Annotated in this window: 17 protein-coding genes and 1 pseudogene; 13 read left to right on the top strand and 5 right to left on the bottom strand. The window is 71.9% G+C overall.

All coding sequences use genetic code 11. The features are described 5' to 3' along the window. Window positions 1–2 precede the first annotated feature (2 nt). Genes BCL76_RS10800 through BCL76_RS10790 form a run of 3 tightly spaced genes read left to right on the top strand, consistent with a single transcriptional unit; the run spans window position 3 to window position 3,468 of the window. Window positions 3–1,265, top strand: a complete 1,263-nt coding sequence (locus tag BCL76_RS10800; protein WP_109779254.1) for an ATP-grasp domain-containing protein — start codon at window positions 3–5, stop codon at window positions 1,263–1,265. Window positions 1,266–1,301: 36 nt separating this feature from the next. Then, a complete protein-coding gene (locus tag BCL76_RS10795; RefSeq protein WP_109779253.1) occupies window positions 1,302–2,447 on the top strand; it encodes an NAD(P)/FAD-dependent oxidoreductase in 1,146 nt (381 codons plus the stop codon). A 43-nt stretch (window positions 2,448–2,490) separates the two neighbouring features. Further along, window positions 2,491–3,468 (top strand): MmcQ/YjbR family DNA-binding protein, encoded by a 978-nt coding sequence (locus BCL76_RS10790; RefSeq protein WP_109779252.1) that lies wholly within the window; start codon window positions 2,491–2,493, stop codon window positions 3,466–3,468. A gap of 34 nt (window positions 3,469–3,502) precedes the next feature. On the opposite strand, the gene BCL76_RS10785 is transcribed toward BCL76_RS10790, so the two are convergent. Then, the gene (locus tag BCL76_RS10785; RefSeq protein ID WP_109779251.1) at window positions 3,503–4,954 is read right to left on the bottom strand and encodes an NB-ARC domain-containing protein; all 1,452 of its coding nucleotides are present in this window, start codon (window positions 4,952–4,954) and stop codon (window positions 3,503–3,505) included. Window positions 4,955–5,127: 173 nt separating this feature from the next. On the opposite strand from BCL76_RS10785, the gene BCL76_RS10780 reads away from it, so the two are divergent. After that, window positions 5,128–8,334: an AfsR/SARP family transcriptional regulator gene (locus BCL76_RS10780; RefSeq protein WP_109779250.1), complete on the top strand. Its 3,207-nt coding sequence runs from the start codon at window positions 5,128–5,130 to the stop codon at window positions 8,332–8,334. 72 nt (window positions 8,335–8,406) lie between these two features. Here BCL76_RS10780 and BCL76_RS10775 read toward each other — a convergent pair whose 3' ends face one another. Then, window positions 8,407–8,586 carry a hypothetical protein gene (locus tag BCL76_RS10775; RefSeq protein ID WP_033214888.1) on the bottom strand — a complete coding sequence of 60 codons (180 nt, stop codon included), beginning with the start codon at window positions 8,584–8,586 and terminating at the stop codon, window positions 8,407–8,409. Between the two features lie 85 nt (window positions 8,587–8,671). Beyond that, window positions 8,672–9,577: a hypothetical protein gene (locus BCL76_RS10770; RefSeq protein ID WP_109779249.1), complete on the bottom strand. Its 906-nt coding sequence runs from the start codon at window positions 9,575–9,577 to the stop codon at window positions 8,672–8,674. Window positions 9,578–9,775: 198 nt separating this feature from the next. On the opposite strand from BCL76_RS10770, the gene BCL76_RS40305 reads away from it, so the two are divergent. Beyond that, the gene (locus tag BCL76_RS40305) at window positions 9,776–10,318 is read left to right on the top strand and encodes a LysM peptidoglycan-binding domain-containing protein (protein WP_309136823.1); all 543 of its coding nucleotides are present in this window, start codon (window positions 9,776–9,778) and stop codon (window positions 10,316–10,318) included. Between the two features lie 66 nt (window positions 10,319–10,384). On the opposite strand, the gene BCL76_RS10760 is transcribed toward BCL76_RS40305, so the two are convergent. After that, entirely contained in the window at window positions 10,385–11,065 is a 681-nt protein-coding gene (locus BCL76_RS10760; RefSeq protein ID WP_109779469.1) for a DUF5324 family protein, read from the bottom strand. Between the two features lie 174 nt (window positions 11,066–11,239). On the opposite strand from BCL76_RS10760, the gene BCL76_RS10755 reads away from it, so the two are divergent. Then, a complete protein-coding gene (locus BCL76_RS10755; RefSeq protein ID WP_030755229.1) occupies window positions 11,240–11,767 on the top strand; it encodes a peptidylprolyl isomerase in 528 nt (175 codons plus the stop codon). A gap of 86 nt (window positions 11,768–11,853) precedes the next feature. Beyond that, the gene (locus BCL76_RS10750; RefSeq protein ID WP_109779248.1) at window positions 11,854–12,732 is read left to right on the top strand and encodes a rhomboid family intramembrane serine protease; all 879 of its coding nucleotides are present in this window, start codon (window positions 11,854–11,856) and stop codon (window positions 12,730–12,732) included. A gap of 115 nt (window positions 12,733–12,847) precedes the next feature. On the opposite strand, the gene crgA is transcribed toward BCL76_RS10750, so the two are convergent. Next, window positions 12,848–13,102, bottom strand: coding sequence for a cell division protein CrgA (gene crgA / locus BCL76_RS10745; protein WP_030383881.1), 255 nt, complete (start codon window positions 13,100–13,102; stop codon window positions 12,848–12,850). A 91-nt stretch (window positions 13,103–13,193) separates the two neighbouring features. Here crgA and BCL76_RS10740 point away from each other — a divergent pair, with 91 nt between their 5' ends. The 6 genes and pseudogenes from BCL76_RS10740 (at window position 13,194) to BCL76_RS10720 (ending at window position 17,185) form a co-directional block, all read left to right on the top strand. After that, a complete protein-coding gene (locus BCL76_RS10740) occupies window positions 13,194–13,967 on the top strand; it encodes a DUF881 domain-containing protein (RefSeq protein ID WP_030755224.1) in 774 nt (257 codons plus the stop codon). Beyond that, a complete protein-coding gene (locus BCL76_RS10735; RefSeq protein ID WP_109779247.1) occupies window positions 13,939–14,724 on the top strand; it encodes a class E sortase in 786 nt (261 codons plus the stop codon). Before BCL76_RS10740 ends, BCL76_RS10735 begins: the two co-directional genes overlap by 29 nt. An 89-nt stretch (window positions 14,725–14,813) precedes the next feature. Then, window positions 14,814–14,990, top strand: coding sequence for a hypothetical protein (locus BCL76_RS38895; protein WP_030011120.1), 177 nt, complete (start codon window positions 14,814–14,816; stop codon window positions 14,988–14,990). Beyond that, window positions 14,987–15,625: an aminodeoxychorismate/anthranilate synthase component II gene (locus BCL76_RS10730; protein WP_109779246.1), complete on the top strand. Its 639-nt coding sequence runs from the start codon at window positions 14,987–14,989 to the stop codon at window positions 15,623–15,625. The genes BCL76_RS38895 and BCL76_RS10730 overlap by 4 nt, the downstream gene beginning before the upstream one ends. A 149-nt stretch (window positions 15,626–15,774) precedes the next feature. Continuing rightward, a pseudogene (locus tag BCL76_RS10725) lies at window positions 15,775–16,446 on the top strand (class E sortase); the annotation flags it as partial. A gap of 13 nt (window positions 16,447–16,459) precedes the next feature. Further along, window positions 16,460–17,185, top strand: coding sequence for a class E sortase (locus BCL76_RS10720; RefSeq protein WP_109779245.1), 726 nt, complete (start codon window positions 16,460–16,462; stop codon window positions 17,183–17,185). The last annotated feature ends 233 nt before the right edge of the window (window positions 17,186–17,418 follow it).

Here is a 17,418-nt window from a genome sequence, read left to right as displayed (position 1 = left end):
AGATGACGGACGACGACCGCACGACCGATGACGGCGTGGTGATCCTGGTCGGCAGCGGACAGCGCGCCTACCGCGAGTACCTGCTCGCCGGCGCCGCCAGGCGCCGCCCGATCTGGATCCTGGACGCCGTCGACCCGACCTGGCAGCAGGAGTACGTACGCGGCTCCACCACGGTGGCACTGCTCGACCGCGAACGCCTGGTCCCCGACACGGAAGGCCTGATCGAGGCCGCCGAGGCGGTGGCCGCCGAGCACCGCGTGGTCGGCGTGTTCAGCTACGACGAGACGCTCGTGGTGACCACCGCGCTGATAGCCGAGCGGCTCGGCCTGCCGGGACTGACCTCCCGGGGCGCCGACAACTGCCGCAACAAGCACAACACCCGGCAGCTGCTGACCGCCGCCGGCCTGCCCCAGCCGCACTTCGCCTACGTGACCGACGCCGAGGAGGCCCTCGCCACGGCCGACTCCTTCGGCTACCCGGTCGTCCTCAAGCCCCGCGGCATGGGCGCGAGCATCGGCGTCATCCGGGTCGACGACGCGGCCGGCGTCCGCGCCGCCTTCGAGGTCGCCGACGCCGCGAGCCGCGGCGGGAACAGCGACTACGAGGGCGGTGTGCTGGTCGAGGAGTGCGTCATGGGCCCCGAGATCAGCATCGACGGAGTGGTCTTCGACGGCGACTGGTCCCCGCTGTTCCTCGCGCACAAGGAAGTGGGTCTCGCGCCTTACTTCGAGGAGACCGGCCACGTGGTCAGCGCCACCGACCCGCTGCTGGCCGACGAGGAGCTGCTGGGAGTCCTGCGGGACGCCCACCGGGAACTGGGGATCGGCTACGGGATCACCCACACCGAGGTGAAGCTCACCACCCGCGGACCGGTGATCATCGAGGTGAACGCCCGCCTCGGCGGCGACCTCATCCCCTACCTCGGCAGCCTCGCCACCGGCGTGGAGCCCGGGGAGCTGGCCGCGGACGTGGCCGCCGGCGTCCGCCCCGTGTGGGACCCGACGCAGTCCCGCACCGTGGGGATCCGCTTCCTGTACCCGCCGGAGAACGGCACCGTCCGCTCGGTCGACGTACCCGCCCTCCCGGACGTACCGGGGTTGCTGGAGACGAACGTGATGGTGGCGCCCGGAGCAACGCTGCTGCTGCCGCCCGAGGGCTACCTCAGCCGGTACGCCAACCTCATCTGCGCCGCGGATACCGTCCTGAGCTGCGAGGAGTCCCTCGACAAGGCGGCCGCACTGACCACGATCGTCCTCGCCGGCTGACCCGTCGGCCATGCGAAAACTGAAGGGAGGTGTGTGATGTCGACGAGGGTGACGGTAGTGGGCGGCGGAGTGATCGCCCTGCTCACGGCGGTCGAGTGCGTGCTCGACGGACACAAGGTCACGGTCGTGGACCAAGGCCCCATCCCGCACAGCAGAGCCACCTCTTTCGACCAGCACCGGATCCTGCGGGCCTTGCACCCGGCGGACCCGCGGACCACGGCGGCCGCACTGCGTGCGCACCACCGCTGGGTCGAACTGGAAGAGCTGTTCCTGACGCGGTTCTACGAGCAGGTCGGCTCCCTCACCGTCCTGCCGCCCGCGGCCGCGACGGACGCGGCGACGATGCTCGCCGACGCCGGCGGCCACGCACGGGAACTGACGGCGGCCGGACTGGCCGACCGCTATCCGCACCTGCACCTGGGCGGCGGCCTCGGCGCGGTACTGGAGGACGAGGCGGGCGTGCTGCTCGCCGAACGGGTCCTCGCCGCCTGCGTCGGTTGGCTGAAGTGGCAGCGGGGCATCGAGCTGATCGAGCACCGCGCCGTGACCGCCGTCGACGGCGAGAGCGGCAGCGTACGGCTGGTGGACGGGCGGGTGCTGCGCAGCGACGCGGTGCTGGTGGCCGTGGGCCCCTGGTCCCGGGACCTGTTGCCGCCGAGCATCGCCGAGCGGCTGACGCTGTACCGCCAGTCCCTCCTCTACTGCCGGGTGCCCCGGCAGCAGTCGCAGGCCTGGTCGGTCACGCCGGCCATACCGGCCCTCGGCACCGCGGGCGGCGCCTGGCTGATCCCACCGGTGGCGGGCACGGCCCTCAAACTGACCTCGGCGACCGCCTGCCGCGAGGTGGACGGGATCACCGACTACGCCACCGACCCGTACTGGCAGCGCAAGCTGGAGAAGGAGTTCGGGGACATCCTCCCCGGCTTCGGCCCGGCCTGGGTCACCGCGGCGAAGGACGCCTACTACTCGTCCTTCGCCGAGACCGGCGGCCCCCTGCTGGTCGCCCTCGGCGGCGCGGGATTCGCGTACGCGGCCTGCGGTGGCACATCCTTCAAGTTCGCGCCGCTCATCGCACGGTCGCTGGCCGACCGGCTGATCGGCAGGAGTCCGTCCCTGATCGGCCTCGGTGCGCTCGACGGGCCACCGCTGGACGTCCACACCCCGCAGCTCGCGGGTCGGTGAGGGGGCGGCCGGGATGGGCGGCAGGACGAGCGAGGAGCGGGCAGTGGCGACGGTGGACGACGTACGGCGGCTCGCGCTGAGCCTGCCGAGGACCGAGGAACACCTGATCCGGGACCGGGTGAAGTTCCGGATCGGCAGCATCGTCTATCTCGCCCTGTCCCGGGACGAGAGCGAACTGGGCTTCGCGTTCCCCAAGGAGGAGCGGGCGGCGCTCGTCGCCGCCGAGCCGCAGAAGTTCTTCCTGCCGCGCGAGTCCGATCTGCGCTTCCACTGGGTGGAGGCCCACCTGGCGGCCCTGGACGTCGAGGAGCTGACGGAGCTGGTCACCGAGGCCTGGCGGATGGTGGTGCCCGCCAAGGTCGCCCGCGCCCATCTGGACCCGCCGGCCGCGCCGCCGCTGCCGCCCGCCCCGTCCCTGGCCGAACTGCGCTCCTCCGCCGAGGTGTTCAACGGCTTCGCGGGGGTGGACCGGAGCTGGCTCGCGTTCCGCGAGGAGACCGGTCGTGCCCTGGACCTCTCGCTCGCCGCGCACCGCGGCGCGCTGCACCGCTGGCTGAACTCCTGGGGCTGCCGCATCCGTTACCCGCGCGAGGGCGAACCCGACACCTTCGGCGAGGGGCTCGCCGCATGGGCGCGGCGGCACGCACCTTCGCACGCCCCGCTGGCCCGGCTCACCCCGCGGGAGATCGCCGGGTTCGCCGCCGCGTACGAGGAGTTGGCGGCGCTGCCGATCGGCCGCCGCAGCCTCGGTCCGACCGCCGCGGCCAAGGCGCTGTACGCGCTGCGGCCCGACTCGGTCATGCCGTGGGACGCGGCCATCGCGCAGCGGCTGCACGGAGCCCGGGACCGGGCGGCCTTCGCCCGCCACCTGGAGCTCGGGCGGAGCTGGGCGCGTGCGGCGATCGAGGAGAGCGGCGGCCTCGACGAGGCCGCCCTGTGCGCCGAGATCGGCCGCCCCGGGGTGTCCCTCGCCAAGATCCTTGACGAGCACCTCTACGTCACGATCACCTACGCGGCCTGAGGCGACCGGCGGCGCGGTCCTCCCCCGGCCGGGCCTACCTCGGCTGCCGCGCGGGCGTCCGGCCCGGCGCCGCCGCGGGCGCCGGGTCCTCCTCCGTCGGGTCCGGCTGCGTCAGCGCGTACGCCCGGGCCATCGGCGTCAGTCCGTACTGGCCCGGCAGGTCGGAGTGGTCGAGCAGCCCCGCGTCGAGGAGCCGTTCGAGAAGGTCCTCCACCGGCTGCGCGGACCGCTCGACCAGCATGGCGAGCGCGTCGGCGGACTCGTACACCACGTTGTCCACGGAGGGCGGATTGTCGGAGCCGGCGAACTGGCGCAGCATCAGGCGGGCCCACGGGGTCAGCAGCCGGTAGGCGCTGTCGAGGCGGGTGCTCAGCGCGTCGTCCCCGATCTGCAGCCGGGCCAGGAAGCGGCCGGGTGCCCGGCCGTCCGGACCCTCGCCGAGCAGCTCGGACACGGAGTCCTGGAGCATCCACTCGGGGCGGGCCGCGATGCGCCGGCCGGCCAGGTTGAGCGCCAGCGGCAGGTCCCCGCAGGCGTCGGCGAGGCGCAGGCACGCGCGCGGCTCGCTGCCGACCCGGTCGCCGCCGAGGAGCTGCGCGAGCAACTCCATCGACTCGTCGCGATCCAGTGCGGGGAGCCGGATCCGGCCAATTCCGTCGAGGCCCAGTAGACGCGATCGGCTGGTGATGATGACGCGGCTCTCGGGAGCCGCGACGAGAAGTTCCCGGATCTGCCGCTCGTGCTGGACGCCGTCGAGCACCACGAGCAGCCGTCGCCGGTTCAGAAGCGATCGGTACAGGCCAATTCTCTGACCGGGATCGTTCGGGATCCGGTCGGTGGGGATGCCGAGCGCCTCCAGGAAACCGCCCGCGATGCCGGCGGCGTCCTTGCGGCCGTCGGCCGCCGGGTCGAGGTTCGCGTAGAGCTGTCCGTCGGGCAGGTTCACGGCGAGTTCGTGGGCGAGCCGCAGGGCGAAGGCCGTCTTGCCCGCACCGACCTGACCGCTGATCACCAGGGGCGCCGCGAGGCGCTGTCCGTCGTACGAGGGGGCGGTCAGTGCCCGGGCCCGCTGGAGCAGCTCACGCCGTCCCACCAGGGGATGAGCCTCCATCGGTAGTTGTGAGGGCGGCGGCAGCACGGCGCGTACGTCGGCCGCCCGCAGCTCGTTCTCCTGGTGCTGCTGCACGGCCTTGACCGCCGGACGGGCGCCTGCGTCGTCCCCGTCGGCGCGGGCCGCCTCGTGCCAGCGGCGCTCCCAGCTGGCGCGGTCGCCGCCGCAGGCCTCGGCGAAGGCGAGGGCCACCTGCAGGGTCGGGAGGCGGTAGCCGGCGGCCGCGTCGGAGAGTACGGACGCGGAGAACATGGCACGCGTGGCCATGTCGCGGTAGCCGGGACTGCCGGCCGCGGTCCGCAGCCTGCGCAACTCCCGGGCGAACGCGGTGACTGGTCCGGCATCGGGGGCCAGTGGTCTCTCCAGTCTTCCCACAGCCTGCTCCTTCGGTACTCGCTCCTGTGCTGCCTGCTCCGGGCCGCCCATGAACTGTCCGTGTCGCCCTTCCTGATCTGCTACCGGATGCTTACCGCCTGCTAGTGGTAACCCCTATGATCCGGTTGACATGACCTGGCCAGGGGTCTTGTTCATTTGGGGGTGGATGTCCGATGCCGGGGGCGGATGCGGAGTCCGGGGAGAGACGTGGCGCGAATCCTGCGGGGGGCAGGCTGCGCTTCCACGTGCTCGGATCGCTCGAGGGATGGTTCGGTGAGGTACGACTGAGGCTGGGGGGAGCGATTCAGGAACGGGTCCTGTGCATGTTGCTGCTCGAAGCCGGACGGGTGGTGCCCGTGGCCCGCCTCGTCGAGGCGACCTGGGAGAAGGACCCGCCGGTGACCGCGGCGCACCAGGTCCGCAAGGCCGTCGCCGACCTGCGGCGGCGCATACCCACCGGCACCGAGGTGATCGCCACCGACGGGCCGGGATACCGCGTGGTGGTGGCGGACGACCAGGTGGACCTCCTGGAGTTCGACGCCTTGACCCGGGCGGCGGGGCAGGCCCTGCGGGAAGGCGGGCGGTCCGCGGCCGCCGAGGCACTGCGGGCCGCTCTCGCGCTGTGGCGGGGATCGGTCCTGTCCGGCACGGGCGGACCGGTGATCGAGGCCGCGGCGACCGCGCTGGAGGAGCGTCGGCTGGCCGCCGCCGAGCAGTTCTTCGACCTGTGCCTGGCACTGGGCGAGAGCGGCGAACTCATCTCGGGCCTGCGCGCCCTGATCACCCAGCACCCGCTGCGGGAGACGCTGCGCGGCCACCTGATGCTCGCCCTGTACCGCTCCGGGCGGCAGGCGGAGGCGCTCAAGGAGTACGGGGAGGTCCGCGAGCTGCTCGTGGACGAGCTCGGGATCGACCCGGGCCCGCGGCTCGCCAAGCTGTACGAGGCGATCCTGCGGGACAGCCCCGAGCTGGCCGCGCCCGAACGGCCGGCGCCGGTGCCCGTGGCACCCGTACGTCCGGTGTCCGAACCGGCGGTACCCGTGGAGCCGGTGCCCGAACCGGCCGTCGCCGTGACCGCGGCGTCCGAGGGCGCGGCACCCGAGGCCCCGCCCCGCACGGAGGCGGACCGGGAAGGGGAGCCGGGAGCGCGCACCGCCCCGGTCGACGCCCCGTGCACCCTGCCCTACGACCTGCCCGACTTCACCGGCCGCGCCAAGGAACTGGCCGAGCTCTTCGACTACGTGCAGGACGAGGGCCGCGCCGGCGACCGCTACGCCCGGATCGTGGCCATCGACGGCATGGGCGGCATGGGCAAGACCACCCTGGCGGTGCGCGCCGCGCACCGGCTGGCCGACCGGTATCCCGACGGGCAGCTCCACATCGACCTGCACGGATTCACCCCGGGCCGCGAGCCCGTGACGCCGACCGCCGCGCTCGACGGCCTGCTGCGGACCCTCGGTACCCCGGGCGACCGGATCCCCGAGGACCTGGAGGGGCGCACCGCCGTGTGGCGCTCCAAGCTGGACGGCCGGCGGATGCTGCTCCTGTTCGACAACGCGGTCGACGCGGCGCAGATCAGGCCCCTGCTGCCGGCCTCGCCCGGCTCCCTCGCCCTGATCACCAGCCGCGGGCGACTGCTGGACCTCGACGGCGTCGAGTGGGTGTCGATCGGGATGATGGAGCCCGAGGACAGCACCAGCCTGATGGCGGAGACCCTCGGTACCACCCGGGTGGCCGCCGAGCCGGGGGCCTCGGCCGAACTGGCCGAGTTGTGCGGGCACCTGCCGCTCGCGCTGCGGATCGCGACCGCCCGGCTGCGCAACAGGCCGCGCTGGACGGTGCGTTACCTGGTCGAGCGGCTGCGTGACGAGAAGCGCCGGATGGACGAGCTGAGTTCGGGAGAGCGCAGCGTCGCGGCGACCCTTCGCCTGTCCTACCTGGCGATGGACGAGGAGTACCGGACCGCGTTCCGCATCCTCAGCCTGTACCCGTGTGCCGGGACCGACGTCCATTCGGCGGCCGCGCTCCTCGGTACGACCGTCCGGGACGCCGAGGACGCCCTGGAGTTCCTGCTCGACGTGCATCTGGTGCAGCAGCCCGACATCGGCCTCTACACCTTCCACGACCTGGTGCGCAGCTTCGCCCAGAGCCTGCGCGGCCCGGCGACGGCGGACGACGACGCGGCGGCGGTCGAGCGGCTGCTCAGCTACTACATGACGACCTCGGACGCGGCCTGCGAGATGCTGTTCCCGGGCCGTGAGCGCCGCCCGACCGGCATCCCGCCGTACCAGGGCGAGCGGCCGCGCTTCCGGGACGCCGAGCAGGCCGTGAGCTGGTTCGACCGGGAGCAGGCGGGTCTGCTGGCTGCCGTGTCCTTGGCCGAGCGGTCCGGCCACGACCGGTACGCGGCCTGCCTGAGCCGCAACATCGGCTTCCACCTGCACTCGCACGGGCAGCTCGACGAGTTCTGGAGCGTCGGCCACCTGGCGGTGGCGGCGGCCCGCCGGCTCGACGATCCGGCGCTCCTCGGCATCAGCCTGGCCAATCTGGGCGCGGCCTGCTGGAAGCTGGGCCGTTTCGAGGAGGGGCTGGAGGTGGCCCGTGAGGCGCGCGACACCGCGGTCCGTGCCGGGGACCGGCACACCGAGGCGAACAGCGAATCGACCATCGGGCTGCTGCTGTCGATGCTCGGGCGGTACGGGGAGGCCCTTCCGCTGCTGGAGCGGTCCGTGACGGCGGCCCGGGAACTGGGCAATCCGCGCGCGGAGTGTGAGAGCCTCACCACCCTCAGCACGCTGTACGAGCGGTGGGGCCGCTATCAGGAGGCGGCCGCGGCCGCCCACCGGGCGATCGAGATCGACCGTGATCTCGGCTACCGCAGCAACGAGATCATGGCCCTGGCCGATCTGGCCTTCGCCCAGGTGGGGCTCGGTGAATACGCGGAGGCGGACGCCGGCCTCAAACGCGCCCGTGACCTGTGCGACGAGACCAGGTCACCGGGTGACGTGGCCCTGGTACTGGCCCTGTCCGCCCAGGTCGCGCACGAACGGGGCGACGGCGCGCAGGCCCGCGCGTTCGCCGAACGTTCCTTGGCCCTGGGCCGCACCAGCGGCGCCCCGATCCGGCTCGCCAAGGTCGAGAACGTCCTCGGCCGGCTCCACATGGCGTGGGGGGAGCACCAGGTGGCGCTCGACCTGCACACGCACGCCCACAAGATCGCGGAGCCGATGAGTTTCCGCGCCGAGGAGGCGTCCGCGCTGGTGGGGATGGTCCAGGCGGCCGAAGCGCTCGGGGATCTCCCGGCCGCGGCCGGATACCGGGCGGCCGCCGAGGAGTTATTCGACTTCATGGGCCTGCCGGCGCACCGCCGGACGTACTGACCGCGCAACGGGAAGTGCCCCGCACCGGAGTCCGGTGCGGGGCACTTCCCGTTGCGCGGCGAGCGGCAGGTCCTAGCGGGGGGACGGGACCGGCGTCGGGGCCGGGGAGGCGACCCCGGGGCCCTTGTCGTCCGCGAGGACCTGGTAGCCGGAGGGCTGACCGGTGTCCACCGGGCTGCTGACCGTCACACCGACTCCGATCGCCAGAGCCGCCGCGATGATTCCGATCAGGCCCGCCAGCTTGCTGCGCATGTGTTGATCCCCCTGGTGTGTACCCGGTGCGGCTCCCGTGTGGTGCGGTGGCCGCTCTCGACAGGACAAAGAGTGGCCGAGGCGCTTACCGGTCCGTTCCCCTCTCGATACCGCCCGTGGTCGCGCTGTGGGAACGGCGGTTCCCGGCCTGTTCCCGGTCCGGCTCCGTGGCCGCCGCGATCCGTGATCCCCGCGCGCTGACCAGCACATCCGTCCGCGTGGTGCCCGATTCGTACCCGGCCAGATCCAGCAGGGCCCGCACCGTCGAGCGGATGCCGGCCTGCTCCGCGTCGTGGAGCGGGGGCGCCGTTCCCTCGGGGGCGATGTCGGCGACCAGGTGCATGCCGTCGACGGTCAGCGTCTCCACCCTGAACTTGTCTCCGGTCAGGAGCTCTTCGACGAGATAAGGAGCCGAGTGCCGGGCGGTGACGGCCTGTTCGGCCCACCGGGCGAGCTCGGGACGGTCGTGCACCGCGACGGTCCACCAACACCCGGATCTGTCGGCCGACTTGATGACCACGGGCAGCGGGAAGTCCTCGGCCAGCGAGCAGGCCTCGGTGACGGACCGGGCCTCCTCGGCACGCACCGCGGAGGTCCGGCTCTCGTTGAGGATCCGCCGGATCGTGACCGCGTCCGGCAACCCGCGGGCCGGCCTCCCGCGCTCGGCGGACAGTTCCCGCAGCACCTCCTCGGTGGCGGCCGCGGTCCCGCTGCCGAGACCCTTCTCCAGATCGCTCGCGAGATGGAGGACCTGCCCGATCCCGTGCCGCCGGACGGTGTCCGTCAGCAGGGTGCGGAGGGCGGCCGTGTCGTCGAAGTCCACCCTCAGGAGCCGCTGCGGGGGCAGCTCCGCGGGAAGCCGCGCGTCCGGTGGGTGGGGTCCGGGATCGGACACCACCCAGACGTCCAGGCCCGCCACGATCGCGGCGCTCACGAGCCCGGGTCCGGGCCTGACCAGCACTACCCGCTCCGCGGCCTGTCTGATGATCACAGAAATCTCCTCCATCGTGTCCCACGATGGTGTCGCCGGGCCTTCCCGGTCCCTTACCGCCGCGTTCCCTCACCGGGCCGCGGCCCCGCTCACGCGTCCCCCGGACGGCCCCGTCGCAGGGCCTTCGGACGCCCGGTGCAGGACAGTGGAAGGAGGGCACGATCCCAGGGGGGACCAGCACGCCGGAGGCGTACAGACATGGGACTCTTCGACTTCCTGAAGTCCGACAGACACAAGGCGCACGACGTCGCCGAGAAGGCGGACGAACAGGTGCAGCAGCCGGCGGGCGAGGCCCGGAGGCCGCCCGCAGGATCGGCGGCCGACGCCGCCTCGGCCACCCGGGCCACCGCCGAGCGCATGGCGGCGGCCGCGCCGCCCCGGCCCGCCCCCGCGACCCCGACCCCCACCTCCGCCGCGCACAAGGCGGTGCCCGCCGCCCCCCGGCCGACCGCGATGCCGAAGCCCGGGGCCGCCTCCCCGGCCGCGCCGGGTGCCATGCACACGCCCACCCCGCACTCGGCCGCGCACAAGGCGGTACCGGCGGCCCCGACGCGGGGGCCAGGGTCCACCGCGAAGAAGCGCACCTACACCGTCCGGGCCGGCGACTCGCTCCCCGCGATCGCCCGTCAGGAACTGGGCAACGAGGCCCGCTGGCGTGAGCTCTACGCGATGAACAGGGGGGCCGTCGGCCCCAACCCCGACCTCATCCGCCCGGGCACGGTCCTCACCCTCCCCGGCTGACGCCGCGCGCAGGCGGAAGGGGCCCGGATCCTGGTGACAGGATCCGGGCCCCTTCCGATGTGCCGCTCAGAGCTGCTTGTCGTCGGGGCCCGCCCCGGCCTCGCGCTCCTTCTCGGCCAGCTCCTCGTCGAAGCCGGTCGGCGCCGCGTCGCGCGCCGACAGCTCGGTGGCCGCCGGCGGTTCGACGAGCCAGTCCGGATTCGACTGCTGGTCCCACCACTTCCACACCGCGAAGGCGGCCGCCGCCAGGACGCCGACCAGCGCGGCACCCCGCAGGATCTTTCCGTTGCGCTCGCGCCGCCGATGACGGCGCACCAGCTTCTGCACTTCCTTGGCGGTCACCTGGCCGCGCAGCGCCGCGAAGGCCGCCGTCGACCGCGAAGCGGCCTCCTCGGCCACCGGCGTGGCGGCCGCGATCGCGCTCTCGATCTTCGGCTGGGTGTAGTCGGCGGCCTGCCGCGCCGCCCGGCGCGCCTGTGTCGCCGCCCGGTCGACGGGGGGCGGCACATGGGCCCGCGCCGCCTTGAGCCGGGGATGCAGATGGCAGTCGTAGGTCGAACGGGCATGCTGGGCGGCGTTGGTGGCCGCGTAGGACACCTTGGGTGCCAGCCGCTCGTTCGCTTCCTGGGCGTAGTGCACCGCGGCTTCCTTGGCGGATTCCGCGTACGGTGCCACCACTTCCGTCGCGTGCCGCACACTCTCCCTGGCGCTCTCGGCTGCCAGGCGCATGCTCTCCTTGCCGGTCACGGGATCCTCCTCCTCGGTGGCGGACACAGTTCACCTTTCCACCCTTTGTCGGATCATGCCTGCCATATCGCGGACAGGCATGCGTGACAGGGCATACGGGTGGAGGATTTCAGTGCCGCGGAGCGCTCCGTGCGACCATCTGGACCGACAGTGATGACTATGGAAGGCAGATCCGTGGCCGAGAAGCTCTACGCCACCCTGAAGACGACCCACGGCGACATCGAGATCGAGCTGCTGGAGAACTTCGCCCCGAAGACCGTCAGGAACTTCGTCGAGCTTGCCACGGGCGCCCGTGAATGGACCCGCCCCACCGACGGTCAGAAGACCACGGACCCGCTGTACGACGGCACCGTCTTCCACCGTGTCATCAGCGGTTTCATGATCCAGGGCGGCGACCCGCTCGGCAACGGCACCGGCGGCCCGGGCTACCGGTTCGCGGACGAGTTCCACCCCGACCTGGCCTTCACCAAGCCCTTCCTGCTCGCCATGGCCAACGCGGGCCCGGGTACCAACGGCTCTCAGTTCTTCATCACCGTCGCGCCCACCGCCTGGCTGACGCGCAAGCACACCATCTTCGGCGAGGTCACCGACCCGGCCAGCCAGAAGGTCGTGCAGGCCATCGCCGCCGGCCCCACCAACCCCCGCACCGAGCGGCCGCTGGACGACGTGATCATCAAGTCCGTGGTCGTCGAGAAGCGCTGACGCCCGGGAACCTTCCGGCCCCGCCCGTCCGTACTGGATACGTACCGGCGGGGCAGCCCGTGCCTCGCCGCTGACCGAGGGAACCGATGGACACCGACCGTCTGCCGGGCTGCTACCGCCACCCGGACCGCGTCACGGGGATCACCTGCACCCGCTGCGAGCGTCCCATCTGCCCCGAGTGCATGATCAGCGCCTCGGTCGGCTTCCAGTGCCCCGAGTGCGTCCGCGCGGGCTCCGGCACCGGCCACCCACCGACCGCGAACGCGCCGCGCACCATCGCCGGCGGGGTGGTCGCCGCCGATCCCCATCTGGTCACCAAGATCCTCATCGGGATCAACGTCCTGGTGTTCCTCGTGATGCTCTCCGACCCGGCGTTCGCGGTCCGGCTGGAGCTGATCGGCGGCCGGTACCAGGAGTATCCCGGCGGCCCGCTCCACGGGGTGTCCGCGGGCGAGTACCACCGGCTGCTGACCTCGATGTTCCTGCACGTCGAGTGGTGGCACGTGGCCGGCAACATGATCGGCCTGTGGGTGATCGGCGGGCCCCTGGAGGCGGCGCTGGGCCGGGTCCGCTATCTCGCGGTCTACCTGCTCTCGGGCCTCGGCGGCAGTGCGCTGGTCTATCTGCTGAGCGAGCCGTACGTCCGGACCCTCGGCGCGTCCGGCGCCGTCTTCGGGCTGCTGGGCGCCACCGTCGTCCTGGCGAAGCGGCTGCGCTACGAGATGCGGCCGGTGATCGTCATGGTCGTGCTGATGCTGGTACTGACCTTCGTACCGCTCGGCCGCGCGCTCACGGTGTCCTGGCAGGCCCATGTGGGTGGCCTGGTCACCGGAGCGCTGGTGGGTCTGGGCATGCTCGTGCCCACCGCCGGCCGGCATCGCGCACTCGTCCAGTGGGGTACCTGTGCGGTGGCTTTCCTGCTGGCCGTGGTGCTGATCCTGATCCGCACCGCGGAACTCACCTGATCACACCGGCGTCAACTCTCCACAGAGTTATCCACAGATCGTCTGTCTTTTCCTCAGGTGTGGATGACGCTGTGGATAACTCATGGGGAGAGCTTCCCTCAGGGGCTGTCGGGTGCTACTTCCACTGCGTGGATACGCCGAATCCGGCAGCGATGAAGCCGAAACCGACCACAATGTTCCAATTGCCCAGAGCCTCGATCGGCAGCTGGGTCTCGGTCACGTAGAAAACCACGATCCACGCGAGTCCGATCAGGAAGAACGCCAGCATGACCGGGGCGACCCAGCTGCGGTTCGTCAGCCGGATGCTCTGCGGCTGCCGGGTCGGCGGCGGCGTGTAGTCGTCCTTCTTGCGGATACGTGACTTCGGCACGAGGGGCTCTCCTGTCGATGCGCTGGGGACCTTGCCTGCCCCGGGCGTCCGTTAGCGTAGTGGACCTGTGGCGTTGAAGGAGAAGGGTACGTTGAGCAATTCAGACGACTCCTCCGCGGGTCCCCGTCGCCGGGCCAGGCCGGTCCGGCTGCTGACGGCCGCCGTCTTCGCCCTGGCCGGGCTGCTCTTCGTCACCAGTTTCAACACCTCCAAGGGTACGAACATCCGGACGGACGCCTCACTCCTGAAGCTGTCGGACCTGATCAAGGAACGCAGCCAGGACAACGCGGAGCTGGAGCAGAGCACCGCGGCCGTACGCGGCCGGGTGGACACCCTCGCGGAGCGTGACGACGGCAGCACCAAGGCCGAGGACGCCAAGCTGGCCGCCCTGCGCGCCGCCTCCGGCACCGAGGAGCTCACCGGCAAGGGCCTGACGGTCACCCTCAACGACGCCCCGCCGAACGCCACCGCCCGGATCCCCAACGTGCCCGAGCCGCAGCCCAACGACCTGGTGATCCACCAGCAGGACCTGCAGGCCGTGGTCAACGCTCTCTGGCGCGGCGGTGCCCAGGGCATCCAGGTCATGGACCAGCGGCTGATCTCCACCAGCGCGGTGCGCTGCGTGGGCAACACCCTGATCCTCCAGGGCCGCGTCTACTCGCCCCCCTACAAGATCTCGGCGGTCGGCGACCCGGGCACCATGAAGAAGGCCCTCGCCGCCTCGCCGGCCCTGCAGAACTACCAGCTGTACGTGAACGCGTACGGGCTGGGCTGGAAAGTGGACGAGCACAAGGCGCTGACACTTCCCGGCTACTCCGGCACAGTGGACCTCCACTATGCGAAGCCGGTGGCGCCCACCCCGTGATCGGGTCCGTCCTGACGTCGTACTGCGCCTGCTGGTACGGACGTTCAGCGAGGTGTGCCTGACGGCGGGCACCCTCATCGTGCTCTTCGTCGCCTACGTCCTGCTGTGGACCGGGGTCAAGGCCGACCGGGCCATGGACGGGGAGATGGACCGGATGCGCGACCGCTGGGCGGCCGCCCCGGCCGCCGCGCCCGGGCCGCCGCCGTCACCGGCCCCGTCGCGGGCTCCCGCCCAGGCCCCGCCGATGTCCCCGACGCCGACGCCGGCCGCGCCGCCGGAGCGCCACCCCGCCGGCCGGGCCTTCGCCGAGATGTACGTCCCGCGCTTCGGCCCGGACTGGGTCAAGCCAGTACTGGAGGGCACCGACCCCGAACTGCTGAAGAAGGGCCTCGGCCACTACGCCGCCACCGCCCCCCTCGGCGCGGTCGGCAACTTCTCGGTGGCCGGCCACCGACGTACCTACGGGGACCCCTTCAAGGACTTCCCGCGCCTGCGCCCGGGGGACGTGGTGATCCTCAAGGACGCGAGCACCTGGTACACCTACACGCTCCGCTCCGCGCCCCTGCGCACCCTGCCCACCGACGTCGCCGTGGTCGACCCGGTCCCGGAGAAATCGCCGTTCCGGGCGCCCGGCCGCTATCTGACCCTGACGACCTGCGATCCGGAATGGGGTCACAGCCACCGGCTGGTCGTCTGGGCGGAGCTGACCGGGACGCTCCCCGCCGCCGAGGGGCGGCCGGAGGGTTTGTCCGGGTGACCCACCCTTTCGGGCCGCTGCCTTTAGTCTGTTCGCGTACCGCCCCCGCGGTGCGTTGAACGAACATGGACGAAAAGGAATCAGGCGGCATGTACGGCTGGATCTGGCGGCATCTGCCGGGAAACGCGTGGGTACGCGCGCTGATCTCGCTCGTACTGGTTCTCGCGGTGGTCTTCGTACTGTTCCAGTACGTCTTCCCGTGGGCCGAGCCGCTTCTTCCGTTCAACGATGTGACGGTGGACGAGGGATCGGGAGCCACTCCGTGAGCGCGCGCATTCTGGTTGTGGACAACTACGACAGCTTTGTCTTCAACCTGGTCCAGTACCTCTACCAGCTCGGCGCCGAATGCGAGGTGCTGCGCAACGACGAGGTCGAGCTCGCGCACGCGCAGGACAGCTTCGACGGCGTGCTGCTGTCCCCCGGCCCCGGTACGCCGGAGGAGGCGGGCGTCTGCGTCGACATGGTCCGCCACTGCGCGAGCACGGCCGTCCCCGTCTTCGGCGTGTGCCTCGGCATGCAGTCGATGGCCGTGGCCTACGGCGGCGTCGTGGGCCGGGCGCCCGAGCTGCTGCACGGCAAGACCTCACCCGTGATCCACGAGGGGCTCGGGGTGTTCCAGGGGCTGCCGTCGCCGTTCACCGCGACCCGCTACCACTCGCTCGCGGCCGAGCCCGGGACCCTGCCGGACGCGCTGGAGGTCACGGCGCGGACCGAGGACGGGATCATCATGGGCCTGCGCCACCGGGAGCACGACGTCGAGGGCGTGCAGTTCCACCCCGAGTCGGTGCTGACCGAGTGGGGTCACCGGATGCTCGCCAACTGGCTGGTGCGGTGCGGTGACACGGGCGCCGTGGAGCGCTCGGTGGGGCTGGCCCCGGTGGTGGGCAAGGCCGTCGCGTGACCGCGGTCGCGCCGTCCGCGCCCACGCAGGGCCGGGCCGCGCGACGCAGGGCCGCTCAGGAGGCCGCGAAACAGGCCGCCCGACGCAGCCGTAGGCGGGGCGGCCGGCGGCGCAGGCGGCCGGCCTCGGGCGGCCCGGTGGTCATCGCGAGCCGGCTCGGCGGAGAGCTGTTCATCACGCTGGGCCTGGTGATGCTGCTGTTCGTCGCCTACCAGCTCTGGTACACGAACCTGCTGGCGGAGCGCGTGGCGAACGGCGCCGCCGGCTCCCTGCGGCAGAACTGGGAACGGGACCCCGGCGGCTCCGGGGCCGCCGCACCGCCCGTGACGGCCTTCGAGCCCGGCCAGGGCTTCGCGATCCTGCACATCCCGAAGCTGGACGTGAAGGTCCCGGTGGCGGAGGGCATCAGCAAGCCGAAGGTGCTGGACAAGGGCATGGTCGGGCACTACGGCGAGGGCGCGCTGAAAACGGCCATGCCGGCCGACAAGCAGGGCAACTTCGCGTTGGCCGGACACCGCAACACCCACGGCGAGCCGTTCCGCTACATCAACAGGCTGGCGCCCGGGGATCCCGTCGTGGTCGAGACCCGGGACGCGTACTACACGTACGAGACGACCTCGTCGCTCGCGCAGACACCGCCGACGAACGTGGCGGTGATCAAGCCCGTGCCGGAGGGTTCGGGATTCACCTCCGCGGGCCGGTACATCACCCTGACCACCTGCACCCCGGAATTCACCAGCACCTACCGGTTGATCGTATGGGGCAGGATGACCGATGAACGCCCCCGCAGCCAGGGCCCGCCGCCCGCGCTGACCAGTTAAGGACGAATCAGCCGTGTCTCGTGCCCGCTGCCGCGCCGCGGCCCCGCCCGTCGGCAACCGCAGTGTGCTCGCCGGATTCCTGAGCCTGCTGGGCGAGGTCCTGATCACCGTGGGCCTGGTGCTGGGCCTGTTCGTGGCCTACTCGCTGTGGTGGACGAACGTGCTCGCCGACCGACAGGCGTCGGCGCGCGGGGACGAGATCCGCCGGCAGTGGCACGACCCGTCCCCGCAGGCCGCTCCGCCCGGGGCGCTGGACACCCAGGACGGCGTCGGCTTCCTGCACGTACCGGCGATGCGCAACGGCGAGGTGCTCGTCAAGGCGGGTACCGACCCGGACATCCTCGACGACGGTGTGGCCGGGTACTACACGCAGCCGGTGAAGTCGGCGCTGCCGTGGGACGAGAAGGGCAACTTCGCGCTCGCCGCGCACCGGGACGGCCACGGGGCGAAGTTCCACAACATCGACAAGATGAGGAACGGCGACGCGATCGTCTTCGAGACCCGCGACACCTGGTACGTCTACAAGGTCTTCGCGGAGCTGCGCCAGACCTCGAAGTTCAACACCGACGTGATCAACGCGGTCCCCAAGGACTCGGGGAAGACCGCCCCGGGCCGATACATCACGCTCACCACCTGCACCCCCGTCTACACCTCGAAGTACCGGTACATCGTGTGGGGCGAGCTGGTCCGCACCGAGAAGGTGGACGCGAAGCGGACCCCGCCGCCCGAGCTGAGCTGAGCGGCTGCCGGGACCTGAGCGGCCGCGGCACCACGAGAGCCCCAGAAGGCCCCTCTGGGAGCCGTCGGCGCCTCCTTGGCCCCACGAGGCCCACCCGCCCCGGAGAAGCCCGCAGGTGGCCGCACAGCGGCAGAACGTGAAGAGGTACGTGAAAAGGTCCGGCCTCCTTCCCGGGAACGGGAGAGGAGGCCGGACCTTTTCGTCGAACCGGTGGCCGGGGCCCCGACGACGGT

The sequence above is a fragment of the Streptomyces sp. CG 926 genome, assembly GCF_003148825.1.
In the GTDB taxonomy this organism is placed as follows: domain Bacteria; phylum Actinomycetota; class Actinomycetes; order Streptomycetales; family Streptomycetaceae; genus Streptomyces.
Note: the sequence above shows the minus strand (reverse complement) of the source record. Positions and strands in the feature narration are given on the sequence as shown.

Bases quoted from the DNA above. Each gene is read 5' to 3' on its own strand.
- BCL76_RS10800 (WP_109779254.1), top strand. From the start codon at position 3: ATGACGGACGACGACCGCACGACCGATGACGGCGTGGTGATCCTGGTC.
- BCL76_RS10795 (WP_109779253.1), top strand. From the start codon at position 1,302: ATGTCGACGAGGGTGACGGTAGTGGGCGGCGGAGTGATCGCCCTGCTC.
- BCL76_RS10780 (WP_109779250.1), top strand. From the start codon at position 5,128: ATGCCGGGGGCGGATGCGGAGTCCGGGGAGAGACGTGGCGCGAATCCT.
- BCL76_RS10775 (WP_033214888.1), bottom strand. From the start codon at position 8,586: ATGCGCAGCAAGCTGGCGGGCCTGATCGGAATCATCGCGGCGGCTCTG.
- BCL76_RS40305 (WP_309136823.1), top strand. From the start codon at position 9,776: ATGGGACTCTTCGACTTCCTGAAGTCCGACAGACACAAGGCGCACGAC.
- BCL76_RS10750 (WP_109779248.1), top strand. From the start codon at position 11,854: ATGGACACCGACCGTCTGCCGGGCTGCTACCGCCACCCGGACCGCGTC.
- BCL76_RS10735 (WP_109779247.1), top strand. From the start codon at position 13,939: ATGCGAAGCCGGTGGCGCCCACCCCGTGATCGGGTCCGTCCTGACGTC.
- BCL76_RS38895 (WP_030011120.1), top strand. From the start codon at position 14,814: ATGTACGGCTGGATCTGGCGGCATCTGCCGGGAAACGCGTGGGTACGC.